This is a genomic window from Halomarina rubra, from assembly GCF_023699475.1.
In the GTDB taxonomy this organism is placed as follows: Archaea; Halobacteriota; Halobacteria; order Halobacteriales; family Haloarculaceae; genus Halomarina; species Halomarina rubra.
The window spans coordinates 477894-504387 of sequence record NZ_JALXFV010000005.1; the positions used below are offsets into that span (position 1 = coordinate 477894).

The following is a 26494-nucleotide window of genomic DNA, read 5'->3' on the forward strand; positions in this document are numbered from 1 at the left end:
GTTCGGAGCGCTCGGGACGCTCGTCGGTGCCGCCGTCCGAGTGAGCCGCGTCGGAGCGGTCGGGGCGGGTCACTCAGTCGCCCCCGTCGCCCTCGTCTCGCTGCCGGCGGACGGTGACGGCGACCCCCACGCCGACGAGCAAGAGCGCGAGCACCACCAGCACGGCCCATAAGCTGCCGAACAGGCCGCCGCCCTCGGGCTCCCGCACTTCGACGGGCACCTCGTACGGTTCTGAGAGCTTCGTGTCGCCGGCCGCCGTGTCGTACTGGAAGTCGACGCTCAACGGGTAGGTACCGGGGGGAGCGTCGCCGCTCGCGCTCACCTCGAAGGTGACGTTCACCGACTCGCCGGGGGCGAGCTCCGCGACGAACGCCTCGTCGCGGTCGACGCTCAGCGGGTCGTCGACGAACGCCTTGGCGTTGACGTTCCGGACGGTGCCGTTCCGTTCGTTCGTGAGTTCGAGCGTGACGGTCGCGGTTCCGCCGACGTCGACGGGGCCGCTGCGCCGGACGATGCGGAACTCCTCGCGTTCGGGACCGACGTCGACCTGCGCGGGGAGACGGTCGCTCGTCCGCGCGGTCCCGTCCGTGTCGTCGTAGTCGACGACGAACGAGAACTGTCTGGGGCCGGGGTCGGCGCTCGTCGTCACCTCGACGGGGAACGAGACGGTGGTCGACGCGCCCGCGGCGAGGCTACCGACCGCGACCTCGGTCGACTGCGGTTCGACGTTCTCGCCGGGAGCGAGGAGGCGGACGACCGCGTTCTCGGCGTCGCCGGGGCCGTCGTTGCGAACCGTGACGGTGAGGCGACCCTCGTCGCCGACGCTGAGGTTGCCGCTCGCGTTCGCCAGCGAGAACGCCTGCTCGTCGGCCGGTTCGACGCCGAACGTGACGGGGTCGGCCCGGGCCGAATCGCCGTCGGCGTCGACGTAGCTCACCGCCGTCCGGAGCGGGTACGACCGCCGTTCGGAGTCGTTCGCCGCCCGCACGTCGAACGCGACGGTCCGCTCCTCGCCGGCGGGCCAGTCGCCGACGAACGCCGTGGCGTTGCCGGCCCGCCCGACGACGAGTTCGGGGCCGAGCGAGGAGAGCGAGACGGTCGCTTCGCTCGCGTCCGCGCCGGCGTTGCGGAGCGTGACGTCGACCGTCCCCTCCCCGCCGATGGGGACGTCGGCGGCCGTCGAGACGAGTTCGAAGTCGTCGGTCGCCTCCCCGACGGCCACGCCGAACGCGACCGGTCCGGCCCGGCCGGGTTCGTTCTCCGTGTCGGTGTACGACAGCGACGCTTGCACCGGGTACTCGCCGACGGCGACCCCACGACCGGCGAGCGCGCTCACCTCGACCGTGCGCGTCTCGCCGGCGGGCCAGTCGCCGACGAAGACGCTCGCGTTGGGTGACTCGCCGAACAGCACCGCGCTGCCGAGCGACTGGAGCGAGAGCACCGCGTCGTCGGCGTCCTCGCCGGTGTTCTCGACGGTGAGCGAGACGGTCCCCTCCGCGCCCGGTTCGAGCGTCGAGTCGACGGCCGTCACGGCGAGGTCGGCGTCGCGCTCCTCGACGGTCACCTGTGCGGCGAGCGGGGCGCTCCGTCCCCGTTCGTCCCCCTCGGTCCGGAACTGGACGACGAACGACACCTGCCGGTCACCGGGGGCGACACCCGGTCGGACTGCGACCGGGTAGTCGAAGTCGACAGACTCGCCGTCGTCGAGGTCGCCGAGGACTACCTCGGACTGTCTGGGCGTGACGTCGCTCGCGTTCGAGGCGACGACGAGGACGGCGTCCTCCACGTCGTCCGGGCCGTCGTTGGTGACGGTCCCGGAGACGGTGCCGTCGCTCCCGACGGCGAGCGAGGCGTCGACGTCGTCGAGCGAGAAGTTCTGCGCGTCGGTTCGAGGGCCGCCCGGCGTGGGCGTCGCCGTCGGGGGGGCCGACCCCGACGGTGCTGCCTCGCCCGCGGCCGACCCGTCGGGGGCCGACGGCCCGGCCTGCCCGCCACCCGAGGTCGGCGACGCGGCCGGCGATTGCGACGGCTCCGTACCGGCCGTCGACGGTGGCGTACCGGAGGGCGGTCCCGCCGGTGACGCGGTCGCCGACGCGTCGGCGTTCTCGTTGCCCGAGTCGTTCTCCGGCCCGGTCTCGGTCGGCGTCTGGGTCGCGACCACCTCGCCTGTGACGTCGGCCGTCGTCACACCGGGAGGACCGTCGGCCGGCCCTCCGACCCCGGTCGCCACGCCCTGTACCACGAGCGCACCGACGAGGACGACGAGCAGGAGGTTACGACGCACGCGCTCCCCACTCCGCCGCGCACGACCCCGGCGTCAGTACCATCGTGATAACAGCCCCCACACAGAGAGTAGAAACTTGACAACAGAATTATTAGTTTCGGAGCGACGCAGAATCGCCGCCTCCCGGTCGTTAGGAGTATCCTTCCGGACGTAACGTCCATCTATTCTGTCAGTTAGTCACACCCGTGGCGGTGTCCAGACAGAGGGGAGTGAGCGAGGCGTGGGCGGCGAGCGGGTGACGCTCGTCGGTACCCCCGCCGGTGGACGCGAACCGTCACCGGCCCGAGCGCCCGAGCGCTGGTCGCAGTTCCCCACAGCCATCAGGCTCCGTCTCGATAGCGCTCGTGCCACCCGCCGAGCGTCTCCGAGAGCGCCGCCATCGTGCTACCGACGTTCAGAATCTGGTAGCCCTGCTCGACCTTCCGGTGGACATCGTCCATCCCGAAGGTGAGGTTCCCGACGGGGACGCCCGCGTCGAGACAGCGGTCCCGGACCGTCTCGACGGCCGCCTCGACGTCGGGGTGGTCGACCTGTCCGGGGTGGCCCGTCGACACCGAGAGGTCGAGCGGACCGACGAAGACGAACCCCAACTCGGGGACCGCGAGGATGTCGTCGAGGTGCTCGACGGCCCGCAGCGACTCGACGGTGACACCGAGCAGCGTCTCGCGGTCCTCGACGGTCGGGTAGTCCTCGACGTGTCCCCAGCGTCGTGCTCGGGGGGCGGCCATCCCGCGCTGGCCCGGGCCGCCGTCGTAGGTGAACCGGGCGGCTTCGACGACCCGGCGGGCCTCCTCGGCCGTCTCCACGCGCGAGACGAACGCCGTCCTGACGCCGGCGTCGAGCACCTTCCGGACCATCGCCGGGTCGGGCGACGGCAGGCGGACGAGCAGTTCCGTGTCGGTGGCGTCGGCCGCACGCAGCAGGTGTTCGAGCGTCGGCGCGTCGTAGACGCTCGGCCCCGCGTGTTCGAGGTCCAGCCATACGAAGTCGAAGCTGAACTCACCGTACAACTCGACGAGTGCTGGGCTGTAGAGACCGTCGAGCACGCCGAAGGCGGTGTCACCGTCCTCGACGATTCGTCGAAGACCGTTCTCGTTCGCTCGTGTCATGAGGAGTGGATGAACAGCAGTGTCGATAGCTGTTGGCGAACCACCAGTTCGACGAGACCGTCCGCGACGGGGAGGGGACGGGGTGGAGTCGGGGTGGCGACACCACGTGACGGCGGTGGAAACGACGCCCCCGAAAGTATGCTGTTCGACAACATTTAGCACACTGAAGTCGTAGTGGACGACTGCGCTCGCTCCGCCGACACGCCGCGAGGGGGAGAGACGTCGTGCCGAGTGCGACAGGGTGAGGACCGATGGCAGCCACGACAAGCACGACGGAGAACGTACGAATCGCACGGCGGGTCCCCGAAGACATCGCCACCGAACGACGGTTCGACCTCGTGGACGAGGTGTACACCGAGGACGCCGTCGAACACAGTCCGGTCGACGAGCGGCGAGGCCGGGCGTCCATCCGAGAGGGACTGGAGGAGTTCGTCGGCGGGTTCTCGGACTTCACGGCGACCGTCGACGACGTCGTCGCAGGAGACGACACCGTCGCCATGCGCGTGACGCTCAGCGGCACGCACGACGGTGATTTCATGGACATCGCGCCGACAGGCGAGTCCTTCGAGGTCGAGAACATGGTGTTCACACGACTGGAGGACGGCCGGATCGCCGAACGGTGGATACTCCCGGACATGCTCGGGATGCTCCGGCAACTCGGGGTCGTCGAGTCGCCGATGCGGTGACCCGACACCCGATTTTTCGGTCGCGGAGGACCGACGCGCGAGCGACCGCACCGGGGCGAACCGCGTTCGGAGTCGGCCGGTGAGGTGTCTCACGTCGTCGACGTTCGACAGGAGGACCCCGACGAAGATGACGAGGAAGCCCGCGAACGCGTCGGTGCGGCCCGTTCGCCGAGCACCAGCCTCCCGGATACTCGCTCGGGCGGCGACGACCCCGTCCGCTAGTGTCAACTTATCTATCTTTGTGCCCTACGGGGCGTATGCGGCTCGTACAGGTACTGATTCCGGAGGGGGCACGAGAGCACGTCCTCGAGACCCTCGACGACGAGGGGATAGACTACGCCGCCTTCGAGGAGATCGGGCGGGGGGATTTCGAGGCGATGGTGCAGTTCCCGGTCCCGCCGAGCGGCGTCGAACCGGTGCTCGAACGGCTGACCGACGCGGGCATCCGCGAGGACTCCTACACCATCGTCCTCGCCCCCGAGACCGTCGTCTCACAGCGTCTCACGGCGCTCATCGAGCGGTATCCGGGGCTACGTATCTCGCGGGAGGAGCTGTACGCCCGGGCGGAGGACCTCGCGCCGGCGAACTCGACGTTCTTCGCCTTCCTCGTGTTGAGCACCGTCATCGCGACGACGGGGCTGTTGCTCGACTCGGCGGCGACCATCATCGGGGCGATGGTCGTCGCGCCGCTGATGGGGCCGGCCATCTCCGCCAGCGTCGGGACCGTCCTCGACGACCAGCGCATGGCCGCCCGAGGGGTCAGACTCCAGGTCGTCGGCCTCCTCGCAGCCATCGCGACCGGCGCGGTGATGGGCTGGCTGCTCCAGTTCACCATCCTCATCCCGCCGGACCTCGACATCCTCACCGTCCCCCAGATCGTCGAGCGGACGAACCCGAACTTCCTCTCGCTGTTCCTCGCGCTCGGGTCCGGACTCGCCGGGGCCATCAGCATCATGCGCGGGTCCGGGTCGACGCTCGTCGGCGTCGCCATCGCCGTCGCGCTCATCCCCCCCGCCGCCACCGCCGGCCTCGGCCTCGCGTTCGGCCCCTTCGGCGTCGCCGTCGGCGCGAGCGTCCTCGTGCTGGTCAACCTGCTGGCCATCAACCTCTCGGCGCTCGTCCTGTTCTACCTCGCCGGGTTCAGACCGCTCGACGCCGACCAGGTCGAGGGCGTTCGCCGGTCGGTCGTCTCGCGCATCGCCGTCATCGCCGTCGGCATCGTCGTCCTCTCGGTCGTCCTCGGGGCCGTCACCTGGACGACGTTCCAGACCGAGTCCTACGCGGCCCAGGCCCAGAACGAGATCCAACAGGAGTTCGACCGGGTCGACGCCGAGGGCGTCGAACTCGTCTCCGTCGAGGTGGCGTACGAACCCGTCGACCTCGTGCTCGGGAACGAACCCGAGGTCGACGTCCTCATCGGCATCCCGAGGGACGTCCAGGCACCACCGGACCTGGCCCAGCGCCTCGACGACCACCTGACCGAGCAGTTGGGGCGGGACGTCGTCGTCCGGATGGGGTTCGTCGAGGCGGAGGTCTCCGAGTCCGAACCGCCCGACCCGCCGTTCGGACGGGTGGCTGAGTCCTCCCCCACGTCGCTGGCGGACCGACGACTCACGACCGTCGCCACGTAGACGAGGACGAACGACCTCTCATATCAGAAGTGAGTAGCGTAACACATTTGTGAACCAGTCAGGTCTGACCAGATACGATGTACACTGGACTCGTCGAAGAAGTCGGACGAATCGTGGCGGTCACCCCCGAGACGAGCGGCTGTCGAGTCGTCGTCGAAGCGCCGGTCACAGACCTCGCCGTCGACGACAGCGTCGCCGTCAGCGGTGTCTGTCTGACCGCGGAAGCCGTCGGCGACGGCTGGTTCGAAGCGTACCTCTCGGCAGAGACCGTCGAACGGACGTATCTCGCGTCACTTCGACCGGGAGCGGCCGTGAACATCGAACGTCCGCTCTCGGCGGACGGACGGTTCGACGGCCACGTCGTCAAGGGGACGACCGACACGACGACGGAGGTCGTCGCCATCGAGGAGCGAGGCGACAACGACGACCGACTGCTCACCGTCGCGATTCCCGACGGGTACGAGCAGTACCTCGTCGAGAAGGGAGCGGTCGCTGTGGACGGAATCAGTCTGACCGTCGCCGACCTCACCGAAGAGACGTTCACGCTCGCGATTATCCCACAGACGAACGCGAAGACGACCCTCTCGGAGAAAGCGGTCGGCGACCCGGTCCACTTCGAAGCGGACGTGCTGGCGAAGTACGTCGAACGCCAACAGACAGTCGGAGCGACATGAAACGAACGATGTGCTCCACGCAGTCGGTGGCGATACGTGATGCCGACTGCCGAAGTGTCACCACCGACGCCTCGGCGAACGCCCGTCGCCTGGAGGTACACGTGTGATACAGACGACGTTGGTCCAGCTCGACAACTACGGCCCGTGGACGGTGACGCCGGAGCCACGAGCGGAGATGTGCCTCCAGGCCCTCCAGGCACGGCTGTACGCCGACCTCGCGGAGGCAGTAGGTCACCGTAATGGCTACGCGTTCTACACCCGCGGAGACAATATGATCAGCGTCACAAACGGCATCGGTCGCGAGGCGCACGCCGAGATTCAATCGTCGCTCGCCGTCCAGTACCCCGTCACGACGAGCATGGCGATTGGGACGGGAGCAACCCCGAAGGAAGCGGTCGACGACGCCTCCGCGCTGATGCAGTCGGCGGGCGGCGCACAGTCTCCCAACCGAGAGATGGTCGTCGCTGGCACGTCGGCCCCGCCCTCGACCGACCAGCACCTCTCGGTTGCCCACTTCGACGTCATTGACGTGACCGGGCGGTACACGGACCGGATGGGTGCGTTCGAGACGTACCGAACCATCGAACGGGGGTACTCCTCGCTGATGGACCACCTCTACACTGCCCACGGCGCGCTGTCGTTCTTCGTCGGGGGAGACAACGTCGTCGCGCTCTGCCCATCGCTTCCGCAAGTCGCCTACCGCGAAGCGCTCGAACACGTCCGTGAGGCGACCGGAGTCACGTTACAGGTCGGCGTCGGAACGGGGGCGACGGCGACAGAGGCGGGGATGGCTGCCAAACACGGCCTCGAACGGTGTCGGAAGGAAACGGTTCGAATCACGATGGCTAGAGACTGACGACCGACGCTACCGGTGTCTCCCCGGATTCGGCCAGTGTGCTACTTTCGGATAGCTCACTCTCAAGTACCGAACAGTGTCTCGCGACAGAACCAACTGTTTTCCGTGTGACTCACTGCGATTTCCCAAGCGGAGTCACCACACACCGTGTGCTCGCGCCCCGATTATGAAGGGGCCGCCTGAACTGCCTGTTCCTTTCCGCGTGTCCGGAGCGCGGGACCACCGAGTGTCCGTCGGACCCGTGATACGTGCCCACAATGTCCCAGACTACCCCCGCGATATCGCTGGAAACGACGTTCGAGATACTGAGCGACGACCACCGCCGACAGATCCTCCAGGACGTCGCCGAGGAGACGACCCCGGCGCACCCCGAAATTACGCTGGACACACTGCTCAGCGGCCGTGAGACGACCGGTTCCGCGACCGACCTCGAACTCGAGTTCCAACACGTCCAGCTCCCGAAGCTGGCGGACGAGGAGCTCATCGGTTGGAATCGGAGTCGAGGTGTAGTGTACCGGGGCCAGGCGTTCGACGACGTCGCCCCGATGCTCACGCTCTTAGAGGAGCACGAGGAGGAGCTGCCGAACTAGCGACACCGACGTTTCGAGCCACTTCGGCCGACACGACACGAACCATGAGTGACCACGACCAGAGAGAGACCCGCCACGACCCCGACGTGGGCTTCGTTCGGACAGTCGCCGACGACGAGTCGCCGTGCGACGCCGTCGTCCAGGCTGTCGCCGACGCGACCGAGCGTGCCCCCGAGTCGCTCCCGGAGACACTCTACAGTGCGACGAGTCCACACGCACTCGAACAGCTGTTCCGACAGCCGTCCGAGCGCGGAGACCAGACGGCTGCGGTCGTCTTCCGGTTCTGTGAGCGCCTCGTCACGCTCTCCGACGAGGGGTACGTCGTGGTACAGGAGACCGCCGAATCGGAGTAACGTCTCCACCGTCGCGTGTCGCGGACGCTCGTGGGACGACACTCCCCTCCGACGGCCACGACGCCCTGCCGTCCCAACGGGTGCCACTCGCGGCGGAACCCGTCGATTCGAGGGGTGACACGCCACACGCGCTCGTTCCCGAGAAGAGGTTCGAGGAGTGCGACGAGAGTCAGTCACCCACACACCAATCTCTTTGGGTGAAGACGTTACGGACCTGCCTGTCTGTCTTACTAGCATGAACGACGCCGATTTCGGCATCTCGACGACGACGGTGCACTCGCTGTTGGGGACGAAGACGCGCTGTCAGGTCATCACCCTCCTGCTCGAAGCGGAGCGGACGTGGGACGTCGAGACGCTGGCCGCAGAGCTCGTCCGGCTCGACCCGACCCTCGCTCCGGACGGTGCGCAGGTCGAGAATCACACGGACCGTCTCGCCACCCGACTGTACCACTGTACGCTCCCGAAACTCGCCGACGAGGACGTCGTCGACTTCGACCACGACGCGATGGTCGTGACGCCGGGCGAGAACCTCTCGGCGGTGGGCGCGTACCTCGGCGAGTCCCTCGACTGCTCGGAGGCGTCGGTCGAGCAGGTCTCGCTCAACGCCTGAGCGCGACCGAATCGTCACAGAACCGTCACAGAACCGACTCAGAGACCGCAGGCACCGGTCCGTTCGAGAATCGCCGTGTACTGATTGGGGCCGAGTTCCTGTTCGTCACCGTACTGGTCGACCCGCGGGACGACCCCCAGCGGGACGAGGTCCGACAGCGACCCGGGAGTGGGTCGCTGGGGGACGAACGCCGGCGGTCGGGGGCCGAACTCCTCGACGAGTTCGTAGTTGTACTGCCCGGCGACCAGGTTCTCGAGGTACGAGGCTCGCTCCGGGTCGTACCCGAAACGGAACTCCTCTCTGAGGTTCAGGAGGTCCCGGCGCGTGACCTGGAGGTACGTCGGACACGGGTCGACGTCGACGCCGGCCCGGTCGTCGTCGTGAAAGCGCTCGACGGCCATCCCGTGTGGGATGGCGGTGTCCTGGAAGTCGTTGCGCGAGACGCCGAGCGTCGCGTTCGGTGACGCGTTCGCATCGAGCCACGTGACGGCCGCGTCGCGCGGTTGGGAGGCGTAGCCGGCGGTGCCGACGGCGGCGTACGCGCCGCTGGTGAGCACCAGACACGCGACGAGGGCGCGCGCGACGGACGGCCGACGCACCCGCAGCCGGGAGAGCGAACTCGCGAGCACCACGGCGAGCAACGGGAACGTCGGCAGCAGGTGGTGGACGCGGAAGTCGTGCCACTGGGAGAACAACAGGAGGTAGCTCCCGAGGCCGACCAGCGCGAGCGTGACGCCGGCGGCGGTCGTCCGCCGACCGACGCTGCGGACGCTGGCGAGGACGCCGACGACGCTCCCCACGAACAGCGGCAGTCCGAGGCCGTTGACGTAGCCACGGAGGAACCACCACCAGACCGGCGCGTCCGGTCCGGTCTCGCTGTAGGTCCGGCCGACCGACTCCCCGAGCACGCGGTCGACAAGCGGGTCGAAACTCGCCGAGACGAGCACGCTGGGGAAACAGAGGACGATGGTCACCGCACCGAGCGCTCCCCCAGCGACGAGCACCTTCGCGTGACCCAGCGCCGGGCGGTAGTTCCCGGTCGTGTGGACGCGGAGGGCGTAGCCGACGACGAGGACGACGACGATTGGTGCAGCGGTGAGTTTGAACGCGATGGCGAGGGCCCCGGTGAGACACCCCGCGAGGAACCGGCGGGGCGCGCCCGTCTCCGTGTACTGGACCGTGTAGTAGAACGCGAGCAGGAAGAAGAACAGCGCCGGCACGTCCTCGCCGGCCTCGTGAGCGAGGACCAGGAACCCGAACGTGACCGTCAGGAGCACCGCCGCCAGGCGGCCGGTCGGCCGGTCGCGAATCGTCGTCCCGATACGGTAGGTGACGTAGACGGCACCCACGGCGAAGGCGACGTTCGCGAGGCGAGCGAGGACGATACACGCCATCCAGAACCACTCCGGCGTGTCGTGCCAGAGCTGCCAGTACCGGAAGCTGTCGTCCGGGGAGACGAACCCGGTGAGGACGTCGACACGACCGAGCAGGAGCGTCGCCGCGACGACGGGCAGCAACACGACGGCGTAGAGGTAGAACGTCCCCGCGAACGCCGTCCGCCCCCACGTCACGCCCTCTTGTAAGGAGGCGACGCTGGGGTCGTCGACGACGGTCCCGTACGCGACCAGCACGTCGAGCAACCGGTCGCGCTCGTCGCGCGTCGCGAAGTTCGGGGCCAGATGCCAGAACCAGAACCCCGCGAGCACGGCCGCCGAACACAACACGTACAGGAGGTAGGGGTCCTCGCGGAGGTCACGTCGGACCTGTCGTCTCGCTCGCCGACAAACGCTGCGCGCGGCTCCCGCCACGCGAGTCTCTCGTAACACGACTCGAACACGTCGGTTCTCGTCTGCGTCTTATACCGCTGTCGACACGACGCTCGGCGGCGACTTCTCGTCGGCGGCCGCGTCGACCGCGGCGGTGCTGGTCTCAGTTCACAGCGAGAGTTCCGTACCGAGTCCCGCCTCGTGGGCGGCGTCGTAGAGGACGCTCGCGGCGGCCACGTCGAAGACGGCGCTCCCCACGCTGTCGACGACCAGTACCTCCTCGGCCGACTCGCGACCGCTCGACCCGTCGAACAGCGACCCCATCGGGACGAGGTCATCGACGCCGAGGTCGGTCGCTGCGACGTCGCCGATGGCGGCCACCTCCTCGGGGACGTCGGCGAACACCCGTGCCGCGCGGTCGAACACCGCCGGTTCGAGTTCCTGCATCTCGGCGGTGTACGCCCCCACCGCGACCACCAGCGTCCCCGGCGAGAGCGCCTCGGCGGGGAAGACGGGCGTCGAACTCGTCGTCGCGGTGACGACCACCGTCGCGTCCTCGACGGCCTCCTCGGCCGACGCCACTGCCGTCGCGTCGAGACCGTCCTCCCGGAGCGCCGCCGCACAGTCGTGTTTCGAGTCGCTCGGGGAGTACACCGAGACCGACGCCACGTCACACAGTGCGGCGATGGCACGCGTCTGCCAGCGGGCCTGCGCACCGGCCCCGACGACGCCAACGCGGACGGGGTCGGTCGCGAGTTCGCGGGCGGCTAACCCACCGATGCACCCCGTTCGCGCGTTCGTCAGCCGAGTCGCGTTCAGGAATGCGAGTGGCTCGCCCGTCCCGGCGTCGCCGAGGACGAGTTGTGCGTGGAGCGACGGCAGCCCCCGCTCGTCGTTGCCGGGGAAGACGCTCGCGAGTTTGGTCGAGAAGTAGGGGTCGCCGTGGATGTACGCGGGCATCGCGAGTCCCGTCCCCAGCGCCTCCTCCGACTCGATGCCCTCGCCGATGGGGTAGTGCGGTCGGTGGGGACGCTCGACGTTGCCCGCCGTCTGTTCGACCAGCGCCCGTTCGACCGCGTCGGCGACCGACGGGAGGTCGAGGACCGCGTCCACGTCCTCGTCCGAGAGAGTCAGTACCATGCGACCCGTTCCGAGGCACGTCCGTTAGGTGTTGTGGGGCCGCCCGTTCGGAGCGGTCCGAGCGGCGAGAACGGGACTCCGGTCTTCATGCCGACAGGTCGGCGTAGGTTTATTCGCCACCCCTCCCGACCGAGCGAGTATGAACGTCGTTGTCGTGGGGGGTGGTATCGTCGGTCTCGCCTCGGCGTACTCGCTCGCTCGGGCAGGAGCGGACGTCACGCTCTGTGAACGGGGGGCGCTCGGGACGGAGAGCACGGCCCGGTCGGCGGGGGGAATCCGCTCGCAGTTCTCGACGGCGGTCAACGTCGAACTCTCGCTGGCGAGTCGCGAGGTGTGGGACAGCTTCGAAGCGCGCTTCGGCGTCGACATGGGCTACCGGCGTCACGGCTATCTCTTCCTCGCCCGGAGCGAGGCGACCGCCGAGCAGTTCCGCGAGAACGTCGCGATGCAGAACGACCTCGGCGTCGACAGCGAGTTCCTCACGCCCGCGGAGGCGACCGAGCACTGTCCGGAACTCCACGCCGAGCAGTTCGTCGGCGCGACGTTCAACGCCGCGGACGGCTACGCCGACCCGAACCTCGCCGTCCAGGGGTTCGCCGGAGCGGCCCGGGAGGCGGGTGCCGACATCCGCACCAAGACCGCCGTCACGGACCTGCACACCGACGAGCGAGCCGGGAAGCGAGTCGTCACGGGCGTCGAGACCGAGGACGGCCCGCTGGAGGCAGAGTTCGTCGTCAACGCCGCTGGCGCGTGGGCACGTCGCCTCGCCGCGATGGCCGACGTCGACCTCCCGATTCGCCCGCGACGACGGCAGATCGCCGTCGTCGACCCGAGCACGCACCTCGCCGAGGACGTCCCACTCACCATCGACCTCGAGACGGGGTCGTACTTCCGCCCCGAGCGGGAGGGGACCGCGCTGGTCGGCGGGCACTTCGGGAGCACCGACCCGGACGTGGACACGGAGGGGTACAGCGAGTCGATGGACATCGAGTGGGCCGCGACGGCCGTCGAACGCGCCGCCGACGCGGCGGGGTACTTCGACGGCGACTCACGCATCAGACGCGGGTGGGCCGGCCTGTACGCCGTGACGCCCGACCACCACCCCATCCTCGAGGAGACGATGCCGGGACTCGTGACAGCCGCCGGCTTCTCGGGCCACGGCTTCCAGCACGCCCCTGCGACCGGACAGTTGGTCGCCGAACTCTGTGTCGACGGTGCGACGTCGCTCGTCGACGTCGACGTACTGTCGAGTGACCGGTTCGACGCTAGTGATGGCCACCTCACCGAGCAGAACGTCGCCTGAGAAGTCTCGCGACCGGCGGAGTGCGACGGCCACGACTCGACGGCCGGTACGACCATCCCGTCGCTCCCCGACCCACCAGCATGGACCTGACCGTGGACCACGTCACCGTCGCCGGTGCCGACCTCGACGCACTCGACGCGGCCTTCGCGAGCGCCGGCCTCCCCGCGGAGTACGGCGGGGCGCACTCGAACGGCGTCACCCACATGTCGGTCGTCGGCTTTCGCGACGGGAGCTACGTTGAACTCGTCTCGACCGAAGCGTCGAACACGGCGTCACCGTGGTGGAACGACCCGATTCGCGCCGACGGCGGGCCGTGTGCGTGGGCAGTCGGCGTCGACGACATCGAGGCGGCGAGCGAGACGCTCCGCGAGCGTGGCGTCGCCATCGACGGCCCGCACGAGTACGAACGCGAGCGCCCGGACGGCACGCTCGTCGAGTGGGACCTCACGTTCCTCGGCGGGGGCGACCCCGGCCACACGTTGCCGTTCCTCATCAGCGACCGGACGCCACGCGAGCGGCGCGTCCGGCCGACCGGCGACCTGGGTGCGTCAGCGATTCGTGGCGTGGAGACGGTCGTGCTCGCGGTCGCCAATCTGGAGGCGGCTATCGAGCGGTTCGAGACCGCGTTCGACCTGCGCGGGGTCGAGCGCGGCGTCCCCTCGCCGTTCGACGCGTCAGTGGCTCGCTTCCCCGGGACGCCGGTCGCACTGGCCGAACCGACGTCGGACGGGTGGCTCGCCGACCGACTCGACCGGTTCGGGCCGCTGCCGGTCGCGTACCTCCTCGGTCTCGACGCTCGGGCCGACGGGCGGTTCGACGTCGGCCGGGCAGCCCCGTTCGGCGACCGTGAGGTTCGGTGGCTGGGACTGACCGAACCCGTAGGGTGTCCGTACCTCGGGCTCGTCGACGCGACACGCTGACCACAGCTACAAAGGCCACCCCCATCACGAGAGGGCATGAACGTCGTCCGACTGGTCTCGGAGGAGGCCGCCGTCCGTCGCTATCTCGAGGAACTCTGGCTGCCGTACAACCGCGAGTTCGAAATGCTCCTCGACGACTTCGCGCTCGCCGAGGACGTCGACATCGTCGCCGAGGAACTCGCGTTCCGCGTCGACCGCCTGGAGTCGGCGGGCCGTCGGACGTGGGTGGCAGTCGACGGCGCGCCCGGAGACGTGGACCTCGCCACCACGGACGGTGAGCTGGTCGGCTTCGTCGCGGCCACTCTCGACGAGGCCCCGAGCGTCTTCGACCGCCCCGACCGCCTGCTCGTCACCGACATCTACGTTCGGGAGTCGTATCGCGGGACGGACATCGCCCGCGAGTTGGTTGAGCGGGCCAGAACGTGGGCGCGGGAGGTAGGCTGTGACGAACTCACGCTCGACGTCGACGTCGGGAACGACCGTGCCATCGCGTTCTACGAGAAGCTCGGCTTCGAGACACGGCAGTACTCGATGACGAGCAACGTCGACGGGTGAGCCAGTCGGGGAGGCTCGCTACCCGCCGAGGAACTGTCGTCTGACCTCCTCGTCGTTCAGCAACTCGTCGCCGCCACCCTCGTAGCGGTTCTCGCCGTTCGCGAGGACGTACCCACGGTCACAGCGCCGGAGCGCCTCCTTCGCGTTCTGCTCGACGATGAGTACGGCCGTCCCCATCTCGTTGATATCGTCGATGCGGTCGAACATCTCGTCGACGAGGTCCGGCGCGAGACCCGCCGACGGTTCGTCGAGCAACACTAGGTCGGGGTCGAGCATCAGCGCACAGCCCATCGCGAGCATCTGCTGTTGGCCCCCCGAGAGCGTCCCCGCGACCTGCTCGCCACGGTCGGCCAACACCGGGAACCGCTCGAAGATAGCTTCGCGACGCGACTCGGGCACGTCGTCGAGGATGTACCCACCCAGTCGGAGGTTCTCGTCGACGGTGAGCGACGGGAACACGTTCTCGGTCTGGGGAACGTAGCTCAACCCCTCGTGGATGACCCGCTCGGGGGAGTGTGCCGTGATGTCGGTGCCGTCGAAGGTGATGGATCCGCCCTGTCGGTCGGCGATGCCGAAGACGGACTTCATCGCCGTCGACTTCCCGGCCCCGTTCGGCCCGACGATGGCGACGTACTCCCCCCGGTCGACGGTGAGGTCGACGTCGGAGAGCACCTGCAGGTCGCCGTAGCCGGCGTCCAGGTTCGAGACGTCGAGCAGGCTCATCGGTGGTCACCTCCGGGGGCCGCGTTCGACGGGGCGTGTACCCGTACCCACCGTGTTTCAGCGACGATACGGCGACTCTCTCGGTGTCTGTGTTCGTCCATGCTCATTCCCCGAGGTAGGCTTCGATGACGCGTTCGTCTGCCAACACCGCCGCAGGCTCGCCCTCGACGAGGAGGCTCCCCTGTTCGAGGACGACGAGGCGGTCGACCAGTTCGGTCAGCGTCTCCAGTTCGTGTTCGATGATGACGACGGTCATCCCCTCGTCGTTGAGGTCGGCGATGCGGCCAGCGATCTCGTTCGTCAGGGTCGGGTTGACGCCCGCGAACGGCTCGTCGAGCAACAGCACCTCCGGGTCGAGCATCAACACGCGGGCCAGCTCCAGCAGCTTGCGCTGGCCACCCGAGAGCGCCCCGCTGTACTCATCTTTCAGGTGGTCGAGTTCGAACGCCTCGATGAGTTCGTCGGCCCGGTCCCGGACCGCCTGCTCCTCCTCGCGCATCCCCGAGGTCCGCAACAGCGCGGGGAGCGCCCGTTCGCCGCGCTGGTCGGGCGCTGCCAGTCGGACGTTGTCGCGGACGGTCATCGTCTCCAGTTCGCGCGTCCGCTGGAACGTCCGGACGAGACCGGTCTTCGCCAGTGATTCGGGAGCGTCGCCGGTGACGTCCTCGCCGTCGAACCGGACCGTTCCGGCGTCCGGTGCGACGACGCCGCTGACGCAGTTGAAGAACGTCGACTTCCCGGCCCCGTTGGGCCCCATCACGCCGACGAGTTCGCCACGGTCGACCGAGACCGAGAGGTCGTCGAGGGCACGAAGCCCACCGAAGTCCTTCACCAGTCCGTCGACGTCGAGCAGGCTCACGAGTCCACCCCCAGTTCACGCTCGTCGCCCCAGATACCGGCCGGCCGGTATCGGATGACGAGCACGAGGATGAGGCCGACGGCGATGAGCCGGATGGACGCGAACGCGTCCGCCGACACCGGCGTGACCTCGAGGGCGAACCGCGAGAGCAGCCGGAGCCCCATGATGATGGCCAGTCCACCGAGGACGGCCCGGTGGTTCGACGCCCCGCCGAGCAGCATCCCGATCCAGATGGTGACCGTCACCTGGATGGTGAAGAAGCCCGGCGCGACCGCACCGTTGTACAGCGCGAACAGGCCGCCGGCGAAGCCCGCGAGGGCGGCGCCGTAGACGAACGCCTGCATCTTGTAGCTGAACGTCGACTTCCCGACCGAGCGGGTCACGAGCTCGTCCGCCCGAATCGCCCGCAGGACGCGCCCGTACGGCGACCCGGTCAGTCGGGTCATGAACCCCAGCGCGATGATCGTCACGCCACCGAACAGGACGAGCGTCGCTATCTGAGCGGTGTCGCTGTCGGCGGCGAGGTCGGCGATGGGCTGAGGGACGCCCAGGATGCCGACGTTGCCGCCGAAGACGCCACGGAAGTTGACGAACAGCGTGTGGAATATCTCGGCGGTCGCGAGCGTGACGATGGCGAGGAAGTCGTCGCGAAGTCGGAGCGACGTCGTCCCGACGATGGCACCGAGGACCGCGGCGGCGACGACACCCACGGGGAGCGCCAGCAGCCACGGGAGACCGAGTGCGACGCCCGCGAACGAGCCCTCCGCCGAGAGCATCGCGACCGTGTACGCGCCGACGGCGAAGAAGACGACGTGCCCGAAGTTGACCAGGCCGGTGTAGCCGTACTGGAGGTCCAACCCGAGGACGAGCAGTCCGTAGATGACGAACAGGGTCCCGACCTCGATGAACACGAACGAGCTGCCCGGGACGGTGACGGCCAGCGGCGTGAACACGAGCAGCGCCGCGACGAGCAGGCAGACGCCGCCGACGAGGAACGCACGCTCCGCACTGCCGCCCGAACGCTCGCCGTCGCCGAACAACCGCTCTCTGACGCTCACGCCTCACGCACCTCCTGGCCGGCCAGCCCGCTCGGTTTGACGAGCAGGACGCCGATGAGGATGAGAAAGGCGATGGCCGAGGAGATGCCCGTCATCCCGGCCGGGAGGAACGCCGTCGACAGCGCCAACACGAGGCCGATGACGTACGACCCGGCGATGGCACCGTAGGGACTCCCCGCCCCGCCGAGAATCGCCGCCGAGAGTATCTGGAGGATCTGGCTGAACCCGGTCCCGGCGCTGACGTTCGTCTGGATACCCAGCAGGACGCCGGCGAGTGCGGCCAGTACGCCCGCCAGCACCCAGACGCTGTCGCGGATGCGCTGGGTGTCGATGCCCCGGACGCGAGCGAGGTTCTCGTTGTCGCCCATCGCTCGCATCGCGATCCCGACGTCCGTTCTGGTCAACAGCGTGTGGACGAGCAGAAAGACGCCGACCGCACAGCCCATGACGATGAGCTGTTCGGAGGTGACGAAGAACCCACCGAGCAGGTCGACCGACCCAACCGAGAGCGGCGGGAGGCCGTCGAACCGGAACGTGATAGCCTCTGTATCGAAGTAGCGGGCGCTCTGGCCGGCGGTGAGACGGATGCCGTTTCGCAGGACCAACCCGAGGCCGATGGACGTGAGCAACATCGGGACTGGCCCGGTCTGGTTGATGGGGGTGAAGAACAGCCGGGCGAGCAGCAGGCTGATGAGCCCGCCACCCACCATCGCGACGACGGCCGCGAGCGGGAGCGGCAACGGCAACACGCCGACGGTGAGGATGCCGATGAACGCCCCCATGGTGAGGTACTCGCCGTAGGCGAAGTTGATCATGTTCACGATGCCGTAGATGAGCGTGAAGCCGATGGCGGCGATGGCGATGTACGACCCGGTCACCAGCCCGAAGATGACGTTCTGTGCGAGCCCCATCGCTCAGTACTCGTCCTCCGGGACGAGGCCACGGATGTCCTCGGCCGGGATGACCTCCTCCTGGGAGAACTCGCCGCCGCCGGCGACGTTGATGGCGACCGGGCCGAACACGTTCCCGAAGTTCGTGAAGTTCGTCGGCGTCGCCGCCCCCTGGTACGATATCTCCTCGCCGTTCGCCAGCGCCTCCTTCCCCTCGGCGAACGTCGTCACTTCGGTGCCACCGTCCCGGCTGACCGGGCCGAGGTTCTGCTGAATCGCCTCGGGCGTCGCCTCGCCCGCCCGCTCGATGGCGAGGGCGGTCACGTGCATCGCGTCCCAGGCCGGTGGCGTCCAGCCGTTGAGTTCCGCATCGCCGCCCTGCTCGTAGGTCTCGACGAACGAGTCGAAGCTGGGGCCGGCCTGTCCCGGACTCGCTGCCCAGGCTCCGTCGAGGTCGCCGCCGACCTGCGAGGCGAGGTCGTTCTGTGCGAGCGGGTCCGAGAGGATGGGCTGGCGACCGTAGCCACCGTCCGACCAGTCGCTCAACAGTGTCGTCGCGTCCTCCAGCGGGATGCTCACCGCGAACGCGCTGAACTCGCTGCCGAACAACCGGTCGAGCGCCGACTGGTAACTCGACTGGCCGAGACTCACCTCGACGCGCTGGGCAACGGTGCCACCACCCTCCTCGTAGGCGGCGACGAACCCGTCGGCCCAACTCCGCGCCCCTTCGGAGTTCCCGTTGATGACGCCGAGAGTGTCGTTGCCCTCGTCCAGCGCCCGGCGTGCACCGCCGGCCGTGTGGACCGTGTCGCCGATGACGGTCCGCCAGACCCACTGGTCGTCGTCGATGTTGTCCGGCGTCCCCATGTCTCCTCCACGGGTGTCGAGGTAGCCCGACCCCGGCCATGGGGTGACGACGGGCGTCTGCTGTTCCTGCAGGAAGTCGAACAGCGGGTTGATCTCGCTCGAGAACAGCCCCATCAGCGCCAGCGCGTCGTCGTTCTCGACGAGTTGTGTCACCACCGAGCGCGCCTCCTGTGGGTTGACCGCCGTGTCACGCCGCTGGACCTCTATCTCGCGGTCGAGCGGGCCGCCGGCGTCGTTGATCTGTTGGACGGCGACGTCGGTCGCCTGCGAGACACCCGGCTGGAGGAAGTCCCAGTCGCCCGTCTGGGCCGCCGGCTGCCCGAGCGTAATCGTCCCACTCCCCCCGCCGCTGTCGCCGAAGCTGAGACACCCTGCCGTCGCGGCGACTCCCCCGGCCCCGACCGCCTTGAGGAAGTTCCGACGCGTATTTCGACCTGTGTTATCAAACGCCATGTTATTCGAGCAGTTTGCAGCAGGGGTTGTTATAACTTTGTGTAATTTAATTTCTAAATCGGCGCGCAGTCACCCGATTTCCTCGATTGTTGTTTAGATGTTCGTCACTGAGAGAATGTCCGGTGTGAACCCCGGACGAGGGAGTTATCGTCCTCCAGCGGTGCTCTTGAGCCGCTTCACAGGTTCTTGGCGGCGTTCGGGACACTCACCGTGTGGCGACGACCGACGCTGTCTCCACTGTACCAGTCAAGCGGCGGTGTTCGCGACGGCGTGAATCGAGCGACTGGAGAGGGATGTCGGACATCGTTACACTACCGAACTGAGTTGTACCGAGTTGACAACGAATCGAGGATATGTGTTTACTACGCTTCGTGTAAACTGTTAGACGAATGTCGAAGGACACTGACGATGGTGTGAGTACAGACCGGCGGCGATTGTTGAAGGGGCTCGCGGGATTGGTCGCTGCCTCGGCGTACTCGGCAACGATTCCGGCCGAAGTTGCGGCACAGGTGACCAGCGGGGACGACTCGGACGTGCAATCGGTCAGCTCCCCGGACGGCTCCATCACCGTCACCGTCGATGTCTCCACGGGCGTCCCAACGTACGCAGTCTCGCGTGACGGGACCGACTACATCGACCAGTCACCCATCGGGTTCGACTTCGCGAACCAGGCCGCCTTCGGGACGGCTATCAGCGGCTCCGGCCCCGCTATCACCGTCACCGGCAGCGAGCGCGACAGCGCCACCGAGACGTGGGACCCAGTGTGGGGTGACTTCGACACCGTCGCCGAGGAGTACCGCTCCCTCCGGCTCGGTCTCGAAGAGACGGCCAGTCCGGGTCGGTCCGCCAACCTCGAACTGCGTGTGTTTGACAGCGGCCTCGGGTTCCGTGTCGTGTTCGACCAGGAGTTCGGTGACTTCACCGTCACCTCCGAGAACACCGAGTGGCGCTTCGGCGAGGACTACACGAGCTGGTGGATAGAGAACGAGTTCACGAACCCTCGTTTCGAACAGGAGTACCGCGAGACGGCGCTCAGCGCCATCCCCGCGGGTGCACACACGACCAGGCCGAACGACAACTCGGTCCGACGCGGAGCGCACACGCCGCTGACGATGCGGGCGAGCGACGGGACACACCTCTCGGTCCACGAGTCGAACCTCGACGACTACGCGAGCATGTCGCTCGCCGCGGTGGCCGACGGTGGCGGAACGCGATTCGCGACCGAACTCGCCCCCCTCCCGGACGGGACGAAGGTCCAGGCGTCGGCCCCGCACACGACGCCGTGGCGCACGCTCCAGATCGGGGACTCGCCGGGCGACCTCGTCGAGTCACAGCTGATTCCGCTGCTCGCCGACCCGCTCGACGCGTCGGCGTTCCCCGGCGGCGACACCAGTTGGCTGGAGGACGGTCGCTCGTACGTCGGCATCTGGTGGCTGATGATCGCCGGGTCGGCGAACTGGCAGTACAAGTCCGACAGCCAGGTGTCGAGCGAGGGCGGCGACCCGGCGAAGTACATCCACGGAGCCAGGACCGAGCGGATGAAACGCTACATGCGCTTCGCCAACGAGCACGGCATCGAGAGCGTGCTCGCCGAGGGGTGGAACCAGGGCTGGTCGACGTACCCCGGCGACGGCACCGGCTTTGAGATGGGCGTCGCCGACTCCTACCCAGACTTCGACGTCCCCGAGGTGACCAACTACGGAGCCAGCCTCCCGAACCCGGTCGAGATGACCATCCACAACGAGACGGCGGGCAACGTCGTCACCTACGAGGACGAGATCCAGACCCAGGGCATCTTCGCGGAGTACGAGGCCGAGGGGATTCGCTCCATCAAGAACGGCTACGTCAAGGACCCAGGCCTGGGCTTCGAGGGCGACGGCGCGACCGCCAGCCACAACCAGCACTGCCAGACGGCAGTAAACCACCACCGACTGGTGATGCAGGCGGCCGCGTCGAACCGCCAGATGCTCGAGATACACGAGGGCATCAAGCCGACCGGCGAGATTCGGACCTACCCGAACGTCGCCGCCCGCGAGGTCGTCAAAGCCCAGGAGTACGACGGGTTCGGTGAGTTGGGTGCCGACGTCGGCGACGGCCACCACGTCACCCTGCCGTTCACGCGGATGCTCGCCGGGCCGACCAGCTACCAGCCGGGTATCTTCGACCTCACGTTCGAGGACAACGACGACGCGCGCATTCGGACCACCCTCGCGAAACAACTGGCGATGTACCCGACGTACCTCGGTGGGTTGCAGATGGCGGCCGACCGCATCGAGGCGTACGTCGACCACACGTTCGAGGTGGGCCAGTTCGTCCAGGCGCAGTCGGGAAAACTCGACGGCACGATAACGGCTGACACGTGGCGCGACGCGTTCGGCGGTCACTACGTCCCTATCGACCCCTCGCGCGAACCGGAGGGCGCGACCGCCCGGTTCACGGTTCGGAACGTCCCCAGCGCGGGCACCTACGACCTGCACCTGCGCTACGCGGCCGACCAGGAGGACAACCGAACGGAGGTCCAGACCAACGGCACCCCACAGGCGACGCTCGTCGTCAACGACACGGAGACGAGCCTGACGCCGCCGTTCACCGACTACTGGGACGACTGGGCCGTCCACACCGTCTCCGTCGACCTCGTCGCGGGGACCAACCGTCTCGGCATCGAACTCGGCTCGGGTGACGTCGGCGGGTTCAACCTCAACACGGTCGGTGTCACGGAGCCCGGGGCGGGAGCGCCGTTCCCGGCCGCCTACACCGACTTCTCGGAGACCCACGCCGCCAACGAGAACTTCGACACGGTGCCGGCGTTCGAGTTCGTCGAGAACGTCCCCGTCAGCTGGGACGAAACCGTCGCCGTCGACGGGCGGGTCGGCGACTACAGCGTCACCGCGAAACGCCGCGGCGACGAGTGGTTCCTCGGCGCGATGACCGACGAGAGCGCCCGCGACCTGACCGTCTCGCTCGACTTCCTCGCGGGTCGCTCCGGTGGGTGGACCGTTGTCGAGTACGCCGACGCCCCCGAGACCGGTGTCGACAACAACCCCACGTCGGTGGTCATCAGCGACTACGACGTCGCCGCCGGCGACGACGTCGACCTCTCGCTCGGTTCCAGCGGCGGTACCGCTCTGCACATCGTCCCCGCCGCGAGTGGCGACGGGGCGAACTTCCAGTCCGGCGAGACCTACGTCCTCCGGAACGTCAACAGCGGGAAGGCGCTAGACGTCGCGTCCGCTTCAGCGAGCGACGGTGCGAACGTTCACCAGTATGGCTACGTCGGCGACGACAACCAGAAGTGGGTCGTTACCGACCTCAACAACGGTTACTACAAACTCGAAGCAGTCCACAGCGGGAAGGCGTTGGACGTCGAGGCCGCGTCGACGAGCGACGGCGCGAACGTCCACCAGTACGGCTACGTCGGTGCCGACAACCAGCAGTGGGAGATCGTCGAGAACGCCGACGGTAGCTACCGCCTGCTCGCTCGACACAGTGGGAAGGCACTCGACGTCGAGTACGCCTCGACGAGCGACGGAGCGAACGTCCACCAGTACGGCTACGGTGGCGCGGACAACCAGAAGTGGACATTCGAACGTCTGTGAACGACTGCCCGCGGTAGCGGGCTCGAGGTGGATTCTATCTGCTTTAACGAGAGAATCCCGCCGTTCGCGGCGTTGACGAGATGCGGCGCGTCTCGTTCGCACACTAGACCGCGGAGCGTTCTGACTGCCACCCAGACGTCTCTGACGGCTGGTGATGGGGCTTCTTGCTTCAACGCCACGGTATTCACAACCTCGATTAAGCAAACGTCACCAGTCAAAGGGAAAGTAGTGAATCCAACAGGAAAAAGACACCAGAGGAAACGACAGTCTTCCTCAAAAACCCCGGTCGAGCAAGCGCAAGACGGGGCCCAGTGGATGCCCGGCACCGTTGACGAGGGGCAAAGTGCCTCTGACTACACCTTCCCGCCCGCGTGCTAGTTAATGCCACCCATGCACATTTATCTTTCGTATTGGATTATTGGATGAGCAATCAGGCAACTGAATTTTGACAGACGAGGCGGTACCGAGTATATTGACAGGGGCTTCGAGCAAAAGCAAGGAAGCTAGGGGAGGACAATGATTTCTTAGAGGTGTCAAGTCCAATCTGATTGTGAACGAGCCGCTTCAACAAGGTACACAGGAATATTCGTACGCCCAGCGATGTCAGTTCTCACACGGATCCAAGTCAGCAGTGGCGGACTTGGTCACTCCCTGTTAAACCAGCGGGTCAAGATCGCCGATGTTCTCACCAGGACCGACCCACTCGGCCTCTGGGTCGAACGAAATAACATTCTCTTGGGCGAGACGAGGCAGATGATGATGTACCAGTGCGATTTCGACCTTGGTCGTGTGATCGCCTTCCTTATTCACTGTACTCTCGGTGTGTATCTCGGTCGCGACATCCTGTGCGAACGTATCGAGGTCGATTCGATCGCCTGCTTCAGCGTCCAGAAGGAGATTGATGATAATTCGCCGATACTCCGAATCGACCGCGTCGAACGCACCGGCTTTGGAGATGGATTCAGGGTCGTACTCTTCCACAATAATCACTCTATTGTGTACGCCAACCTAATTCCTTTGGCCAATTGTATGATGTAATTTATTGTGTGTGGGACTCTGAGAAATCTCACACTCAGTCAATGATGACCGGAGCAGATTCGCCAGCCACCGGCGACCCAGATGACGAACTTCACGACTACGAACTGGCGGCCAACCAACCCTGTAGCGTGACGATCGTATACGCCGTTGCGGACGTGCTGGGACGTGACCCGCTCGAGTTGCCAGAACTCCTGTATAACGCGATCGATGTCGACGCACTCGATGCGCTGTTCTCGTCCACTGGACGTCCTCCATCAGCGTCGCCATCGCTCTCGTTCGAGTTCTGTGGACTGATGATTACCGTACAACCAGAGGGACTGACCCTCCTTCCAGAGAGCAGTTAGTCACTTGACGTCGATTCGACGCGCTTTGTCCTCCTCAATCCGGGGTAGCGTAATCGTCAGTACGCCGTTGTTCATCCGTGCGTTCACCGCGTCCTTGTCCACAGCTCCTGGGAGTCGGACCGCCCGTGTCGCCGACTCGTGACGTCGCTCGTGGTGGATGAACTGCTCTTCTTCCTCTTCATGCTCTTCACTTCGTTCAGCACGAATCCGAAGCATGCTATCGGTGATTCGGACGTCGACGTCGTCGCTTTCGTACCCGGGGAGGTCGACGGTGACGATGAACTCCTCGTCGTGTTCAACCAGATCCAGGGCCATCGACTCCGACTCCGCTTTCTCACCGGAACCGATAGACATCCATCGCTCAGGGTTTCTATCGAACTCTTGTCGCATTCGCTCGAAGACGCGTTCGAGTTCCTCAAACGGGTTTCTGCGTGCACTCATGTATCTTCACCTCTGTCTTCCCTATGAGCACCAAGGCGATATAGTGTGTGATTTTTGCCACGAATAGAGACAACACGACTGACCTCATAGTCGGGTATCCCGGTAGATCGGGAGAATAGTGACTACTCCACGCAAAAGCGGTTCACAAGTGGGCGTTCCACCGCCTCTACGAGTACGTAACGTACAAAGCCGAATCTGAGGGACTTGTGGTGAAGCAGATTAATCCGGCGTACACGAGTCAACGTTGTTCGAAGTGTGGATTCACCCACGAGGACAATCGCCCACACACCAACGGGCAGGATGAGTTTGGTTGTCTGAAGTGCGGGTACGATGTTCATGCGGATTACAACGCGGCGAAGAATATCGGCTTGAAGTATCTCCGCGACCAGCAAAAGTCTGGGCGTGGAGGCGCACCCGTAGGCGTGCGCTTGAACAGCGGGACGTTGATCGTGAATGGCGAGTATTCGCCTACCACCCTCAGCGGTTAGAACGGGAGTCCACGCTGAATGCCACGTCCTTCAGGGCGTGGTAGCTTACTGGACGTTGAATCCGAGCGGAACGACGTAAGAGTGCGCGTCCTGCGGCGTTTCGACCAAGGAGTTGCAGTGGGTGCGCGAACATTCCAGTCCGGCGTGCGGATTTGAGGCGGGTTGAGACGCGAATGCGGCGTGTAGCATTCGTTCTCTTGAAATCGTGAAGCCCGCAGCAGTGAAGTCCCCCGGGGACAAGCCCCGGGGCTTCACCGTATTGACTGCACGTCCCAAAACGGGTCGTGCCGTCGCAGGCGAATTTTCCTCGGCCTTCCCGAGATGGGTCGGTGGGGTTTTCGAGCACTCCAGCACTAGACGAAGCCGCGAAACCTTTTACATATGTCAGATTATATATGGTAATTGTGAGAGAATTCGCGCAGGGGGTATCATGACTACCTCCGAAGACATTGCGGCGCTCGACGATATTTCGTTTCTCGCGCGCTCTGCCAGTCGCGTGCAGGTGCTCGAAACGCTCGCGTCAGGTACACACGACCGCGCCGAACTGCAGGCGACGACCGGTATCCCTCGGGCGACCGTCGGGCGCATCGTCACCGAGTTCGAGGGACGAGGCTGGGTCAAACACGATGGCCACAACTACACGACATCGCCGCTCGGTGGATTTCTGATAGCGGAGTTTCGCTCGCTGGTCGATGGCGTCACGACGATGCAGAAGCTCCGCGGCGTCATCGAGTGGCTCCCGACCGACGAGTTCGATTTCCCGCTCAGTCGCTTCGCCGACGCCACCATCACGCTATCGAGAGCGAGCGACACGACCGCGCCCGTCGCCCGTGCCGCCGAGTTGGTCGAGGCTGGCGATGACGTCAGCATCCTCGCCTTCGGGTCCGCACCACCGGTCGTCGAGGCTGCCTGGCGGACGACCGTCGACGGCACCCAGTCGTTCGAGATCATCTTCGCCGCAGACACCCTCGATACGCTCACTGCAGACCCAGAGATGGGAGCGTTGCTCTGCGACCTCGCCCGCTGCACACGGGGAACGGTCCGCAGACACGATGGGACTGTCCCCTACAACCTCGCAGTCATCGACGGCACGGCCAACTTCGCGCTGATCGACGAACACGGGGCACCGGCGGCACTCATCGAGAGCACCGACGAGGCGATTCGCTCGTGGACGGTTTCCACCATCGACCGCTACCGGGACGAGTCGGAGCTGCTCGACCCCGACGCGCTCACGTCCTGAGCACAGCCCACGTCGTGAGT

At 66.6% G+C, this 26494-nt stretch carries 25 protein-coding genes and 2 pseudogenes; 16 read left to right on the forward strand and 11 right to left on the reverse strand.

The features are described from left to right. Positions 1 to 73 precede the first annotated feature (73 nt). Positions 74 to 2284 carry a CARDB domain-containing protein gene (locus M1L36_RS21585; RefSeq protein ID WP_250874003.1) on the reverse strand — a complete coding sequence of 737 codons (2211 nt, stop codon included), beginning with the start codon at positions 2282 to 2284 and terminating at the stop codon, positions 74 to 76. Between the two features lie 320 nt (positions 2285 to 2604). Then, complete coding sequence (locus M1L36_RS12180; RefSeq protein WP_250874004.1) at positions 2605 to 3393, reverse strand: HpcH/HpaI aldolase family protein; 789 nt, start codon at positions 3391 to 3393, stop codon at positions 2605 to 2607. Positions 3394 to 3644: 251 nt separating this feature from the next. On the opposite strand from M1L36_RS12180, the gene M1L36_RS12185 reads away from it, so the two are divergent. From M1L36_RS12185 to M1L36_RS12220, 8 genes are all read left to right on the forward strand, one after another. Then, a complete protein-coding gene (locus M1L36_RS12185; RefSeq protein WP_250874005.1) occupies positions 3645 to 4079 on the forward strand; it encodes an ester cyclase in 435 nt (144 codons plus the stop codon). A gap of 84 nt (positions 4080 to 4163) precedes the next feature. After that, complete coding sequence (locus tag M1L36_RS12190; RefSeq protein ID WP_250874006.1) at positions 4164 to 4301, forward strand: hypothetical protein; 138 nt, start codon at positions 4164 to 4166, stop codon at positions 4299 to 4301. A gap of 35 nt (positions 4302 to 4336) precedes the next feature. Continuing rightward, positions 4337 to 5710: a TIGR00341 family protein gene (locus M1L36_RS12195; RefSeq protein WP_250874007.1), complete on the forward strand. Its 1374-nt coding sequence runs from the start codon at positions 4337 to 4339 to the stop codon at positions 5708 to 5710. Between the two features lie 77 nt (positions 5711 to 5787). After that, positions 5788 to 6384, forward strand: coding sequence for a riboflavin synthase (locus tag M1L36_RS12200; RefSeq protein WP_250874008.1), 597 nt, complete (start codon positions 5788 to 5790; stop codon positions 6382 to 6384). 103 nt (positions 6385 to 6487) lie between these two features. Then, entirely contained in the window at positions 6488 to 7240 is a 753-nt protein-coding gene (locus M1L36_RS12205; protein ID WP_250874009.1) for a GTP cyclohydrolase IIa, read from the forward strand. A gap of 257 nt (positions 7241 to 7497) precedes the next feature. Continuing rightward, entirely contained in the window at positions 7498 to 7830 is a 333-nt protein-coding gene (locus M1L36_RS12210) for a hypothetical protein (protein ID WP_250874010.1), read from the forward strand. Positions 7831 to 7874: 44 nt separating this feature from the next. Beyond that, on the forward strand, positions 7875 to 8183 hold the full coding sequence (locus M1L36_RS12215; protein ID WP_250874011.1) for a HalOD1 output domain-containing protein: 309 nt from the start codon (positions 7875 to 7877) through the stop codon (positions 8181 to 8183). A 235-nt stretch (positions 8184 to 8418) separates the two neighbouring features. Further along, the gene (locus tag M1L36_RS12220) at positions 8419 to 8793 is read left to right on the forward strand and encodes a DUF7344 domain-containing protein (RefSeq protein ID WP_250874012.1); all 375 of its coding nucleotides are present in this window, start codon (positions 8419 to 8421) and stop codon (positions 8791 to 8793) included. Between the two features lie 38 nt (positions 8794 to 8831). Here M1L36_RS12220 and M1L36_RS12225 read toward each other — a convergent pair whose 3' ends face one another. Then, positions 8832 to 10601, reverse strand: coding sequence for an ArnT family glycosyltransferase (locus M1L36_RS12225; protein ID WP_250874013.1), 1770 nt, complete (start codon positions 10599 to 10601; stop codon positions 8832 to 8834). Between the two features lie 126 nt (positions 10602 to 10727). Next, complete coding sequence (locus tag M1L36_RS12230; protein WP_250874014.1) at positions 10728 to 11699, reverse strand: ornithine cyclodeaminase family protein; 972 nt, start codon at positions 11697 to 11699, stop codon at positions 10728 to 10730. 139 nt (positions 11700 to 11838) lie between these two features. Here M1L36_RS12230 and M1L36_RS12235 point away from each other — a divergent pair, with 139 nt between their 5' ends. From M1L36_RS12235 to M1L36_RS12245, 3 genes are all read left to right on the forward strand, one after another. Then, the gene (locus tag M1L36_RS12235) at positions 11839 to 13002 is read left to right on the forward strand and encodes an NAD(P)/FAD-dependent oxidoreductase (protein ID WP_250874015.1); all 1164 of its coding nucleotides are present in this window, start codon (positions 11839 to 11841) and stop codon (positions 13000 to 13002) included. An 80-nt stretch (positions 13003 to 13082) separates the two neighbouring features. After that, on the forward strand, positions 13083 to 13922 hold the full coding sequence (locus M1L36_RS12240) for a VOC family protein (RefSeq protein ID WP_250874016.1): 840 nt from the start codon (positions 13083 to 13085) through the stop codon (positions 13920 to 13922). A gap of 36 nt (positions 13923 to 13958) precedes the next feature. Further along, entirely contained in the window at positions 13959 to 14477 is a 519-nt protein-coding gene (locus M1L36_RS12245) for a GNAT family N-acetyltransferase (protein ID WP_250874017.1), read from the forward strand. Between the two features lie 18 nt (positions 14478 to 14495). Here the strand turns inward: M1L36_RS12245 and M1L36_RS12250 are convergent, their stop codons facing one another. The 5 genes from M1L36_RS12250 to M1L36_RS12270 all read right to left on the reverse strand — a co-directional run bounded on the left by M1L36_RS12250 (position 14496) and on the right by M1L36_RS12270 (position 19327). After that, positions 14496 to 15200 carry an ABC transporter ATP-binding protein gene (locus M1L36_RS12250; RefSeq protein WP_250874018.1) on the reverse strand — a complete coding sequence of 235 codons (705 nt, stop codon included), beginning with the start codon at positions 15198 to 15200 and terminating at the stop codon, positions 14496 to 14498. Between the two features lie 103 nt (positions 15201 to 15303). After that, the gene (locus tag M1L36_RS12255; RefSeq protein WP_250874019.1) at positions 15304 to 16059 is read right to left on the reverse strand and encodes an ABC transporter ATP-binding protein; all 756 of its coding nucleotides are present in this window, start codon (positions 16057 to 16059) and stop codon (positions 15304 to 15306) included. Continuing rightward, positions 16056 to 17117, reverse strand: a complete 1062-nt coding sequence (locus tag M1L36_RS12260) for a branched-chain amino acid ABC transporter permease (RefSeq protein ID WP_250874020.1) — start codon at positions 17115 to 17117, stop codon at positions 16056 to 16058. The genes M1L36_RS12255 and M1L36_RS12260 overlap by 4 nt, the downstream gene beginning before the upstream one ends. Next, complete coding sequence (locus tag M1L36_RS12265) at positions 17114 to 18028, reverse strand: branched-chain amino acid ABC transporter permease (RefSeq protein WP_250874021.1); 915 nt, start codon at positions 18026 to 18028, stop codon at positions 17114 to 17116. Before M1L36_RS12265 ends, M1L36_RS12260 begins: the two co-directional genes overlap by 4 nt. Before the next feature lie 3 nt (positions 18029 to 18031). After that, positions 18032 to 19327, reverse strand: coding sequence for an ABC transporter substrate-binding protein (locus tag M1L36_RS12270; protein WP_250874022.1), 1296 nt, complete (start codon positions 19325 to 19327; stop codon positions 18032 to 18034). A gap of 389 nt (positions 19328 to 19716) precedes the next feature. Between M1L36_RS12270 and M1L36_RS12275 the strand changes: the two genes are divergently transcribed. Then, the gene (locus tag M1L36_RS12275; RefSeq protein ID WP_369694226.1) at positions 19717 to 22923 is read left to right on the forward strand and encodes a glycoside hydrolase family 97 N-terminal domain-containing protein; all 3207 of its coding nucleotides are present in this window, start codon (positions 19717 to 19719) and stop codon (positions 22921 to 22923) included. 654 nt (positions 22924 to 23577) lie between these two features. Here the strand turns inward: M1L36_RS12275 and M1L36_RS12280 are convergent. Beyond that, positions 23578 to 23904, reverse strand: coding sequence for a DUF7344 domain-containing protein (locus tag M1L36_RS12280; RefSeq protein ID WP_250874024.1), 327 nt, complete (start codon positions 23902 to 23904; stop codon positions 23578 to 23580). A gap of 101 nt (positions 23905 to 24005) precedes the next feature. On the opposite strand from M1L36_RS12280, the gene M1L36_RS21590 reads away from it, so the two are divergent. Continuing rightward, a complete protein-coding gene (locus M1L36_RS21590; protein ID WP_369694234.1) occupies positions 24006 to 24305 on the forward strand; it encodes a HalOD1 output domain-containing protein in 300 nt (99 codons plus the stop codon). Here M1L36_RS21590 and M1L36_RS12285 read toward each other — a convergent pair whose 3' ends face one another. After that, on the reverse strand, positions 24306 to 24746 hold the full coding sequence (locus tag M1L36_RS12285; RefSeq protein WP_250874025.1) for an Hsp20/alpha crystallin family protein: 441 nt from the start codon (positions 24744 to 24746) through the stop codon (positions 24306 to 24308). 122 nt (positions 24747 to 24868) lie between these two features. Between M1L36_RS12285 and M1L36_RS12290 the strand changes: the two are divergent. The 3 genes and pseudogenes from M1L36_RS12290 to M1L36_RS12295 all read left to right on the forward strand — a co-directional run. Continuing rightward, positions 24869 to 25234 (forward strand): annotated as a pseudogene (locus M1L36_RS12290) (zinc ribbon domain-containing protein); the annotation flags it as partial. Between the two features lie 55 nt (positions 25235 to 25289). Beyond that, a pseudogene (locus tag M1L36_RS21595) lies at positions 25290 to 25397 on the forward strand (RNA-guided endonuclease InsQ/TnpB family protein); the annotation flags it as partial. Between the two features lie 267 nt (positions 25398 to 25664). Beyond that, a complete protein-coding gene (locus M1L36_RS12295) occupies positions 25665 to 26474 on the forward strand; it encodes a helix-turn-helix transcriptional regulator (protein WP_250874027.1) in 810 nt (269 codons plus the stop codon). Positions 26475 to 26494: the final 20 nt, after the last annotated feature.